This window comes from Cyclobacterium sp. L-R (assembly GCF_056859355.1).
Genome location: NZ_JBSXOH010000027.1, coordinates 1 through 2261, shown reverse-complemented (window position 1 = coordinate 2261; position 2261 = coordinate 1). Strand labels below are relative to the sequence as shown.

The window sequence follows — 2261 nt, the reverse complement described above, 5'->3', positions numbered from 1 at the left end:
TTGCTTAAAGTACCTGAAAGTACTTCCATAACGATTTTTCTCCTTGCATCTTCGGAGAACTTTTGTAATTCACTCATTTTGTCCGATTATAGGTTTACAATTTTTAATTAAATTGTGTCAACCTATTTCAGTACACGACCCTTATAGCATTCGTGATAGCCTGTCCCGTGTTTACGGGAAGTGTTGCAATCGCAAGAAAAATCAGGCTGTTTGGAGATTTTTAGCATAGCACCGCTATGGTGAAATTGAAAACAGCAACGAAGTGGCTGATTTTGAAGCGATTTCAGCACGTAATAGATTGTCTATTGCATATTTCGGGTTTAAGAATTAAGTAACAAGGATTCCCGACCGCTTTGGAAAGTGATAGTATCTCCTATCTGTAGTTCCATTGCCTATTTCAGATTCAAATACGGTATTTATATAATAAGAACATGAGTAAAATTCTTTCGATAGAAACTTCAATAGCTGTTTGTTCCATTGCTATACATGAAGACGGCAAATTGCTTGCTCTTTCCGAATTGCACCAAGACAATGTGCATGGTAGTAAATTGGTGCCATTGATTAAAAGCTTACTAGAGCAGGCTGACTTTAGTATTGGTAGTTTGGATGCCATTGCTGTGGCTCAAGGACCAGGTTCTTATACGGGCTTGCGAATAGGTGTTTCCACAGCCAAGGGCTTGGCCTTTGCTCATGATTTGCCTTTAATTGGGGTAGATAGTTTGGATGGGCTTGGTTGGCAGTTGGTAGGGCAGGTGGATAAAGGGTCATTCATTGTGCCTATGATCGATGCCCGAAGAATGGAAGTGTATGCAAAGGTGTTGGATTTTAAAGGAGAAACCGTGGCTCCATTGAAGCCGGTAATTTTGGAAGAGGGGGTGTTTGGAGATTTCTTAGCCTCAGGAGCGGTTTATTTTCTGGGCAATGCCAATAAGAAAACCGAGGAGTTCCTGAATCATACCAATGCCAGGTACATTGATAAGCTTAATTCAGCAAGCAGTATAGGCGAATTGGCTTACCAGAAGTTTATTGTAAAAGATTTTGCTGACATTGCTTACTTTGAGCCGAACTACTTGAAGGAGTTCTTGGTTTTAAAATCAAAGAAGAACCCCTTATTGTTATGAGTGAAATAATCAACAGAGTAGCCAACAGTCCAATCGTAACTTTGGATTTAGAATCGTACTATATAGTAGGGGAGCGAGTAGTTTTTGATTTGGAGCCTTTTTTATTCCAAGGCTTGGTAGTAAAGGAGAAAGAATACCGGGAAAGCTTTAAAAACTTTGACTGGTCAATTTATTCAGGCAAGCTTGTGGCCATTACTTGTTCCACCGATGCCATCATTCCCAAATGGGCCTATATGTTGGCAATAGTAAAGCTTCAACCTGTAGCCAAGGAAGTGATTATAGGAAGCATTGAAGACTTAGAGTTACATTTATTACATACAGGTTTAAATACCCTTGATTTGGAGACCCTACGTGATAGGCCTGTAGTGATAAAAGGTTGTGGAAAGTTATCTATTCCTGATTATGGCTATGGAGAGATTGTCAAAAAAGTAATGCCTATTGCTAAAAGTGTAATGTTTGGGGAGCCTTGTAGTACTGTTCCTGTATACAAACGGCCGAAGGCGAAATAATTCAAATAAATATCGGACTGTTTTTGAGTAGGTTAAAGGATATTCACCAATAATTTTAGACAAGTGTTTGGCATATTCATAAAAGAGCCCTATGTTTGCATTCCCAAATGAGAGACGCTCTAGGGAGAAAGCAAAAAGAGAAATAAACTTTTGTTTTAATTTGAAAAAGAGAATAAAATTTTATTATAATTTTTCTCTCAATTATTTTAAAACGCCAAATTTTTGTTTTACATTTGCAAACCTGTTCCGAAACAAACTTTGAAACAAAAGGAAGTGAGACACAGCAAGTGATCAAATAAGTTGATCAAAAAGTTCTTTGAAGTAGTGTAAGATAGTTAAAATTTAAAACCTGACGATTCGAATTTATTCGGATATAGAAACAATAGATTGGTCCATCCTTTGTGGTGAGACGATCGAAACAAACTTTACAATGGAGAGTTTGATCCTGGCTCAGGATGAACGCTAGCGGCAGGCCTAATACATGCAAGTTGTACGGGATTTCATCTTTCGGGATGAATGAGAGTGGCGCACGGGTGCGTAACGCGTATGCAACCTACCTGTTACAGGGAGATAGCCCGGGGAAACTCGGATTAATATCCCATAGTATTATTTTACTGCATGGTAGAATGAT

2 protein-coding genes and 1 rRNA gene are annotated in these 2261 nt (G+C 38.6%); all 3 read left to right on the top strand.

All coding sequences use genetic code 11. The features are described from left to right. Positions 1–431: 431 nt before the first annotated feature. Positions 432–1121 (top strand): tRNA (adenosine(37)-N6)-threonylcarbamoyltransferase complex dimerization subunit type 1 TsaB, encoded by a 690-nt coding sequence (tsaB, locus tag AC13EX_RS01900; protein WP_482891320.1) that lies wholly within the window; start codon positions 432–434, stop codon positions 1119–1121. Continuing rightward, the gene (locus AC13EX_RS01895; protein WP_482891319.1) at positions 1118–1630 is read left to right on the top strand and encodes a DUF2480 family protein; all 513 of its coding nucleotides are present in this window, start codon (positions 1118–1120) and stop codon (positions 1628–1630) included. The genes tsaB and AC13EX_RS01895 overlap by 4 nt, the downstream gene beginning before the upstream one ends. Positions 1631–2057: 427 nt before the next feature. After that, positions 2058–2261: ribosomal RNA gene (locus AC13EX_RS01890) — 16S ribosomal RNA — on the top strand; the annotation flags it as partial.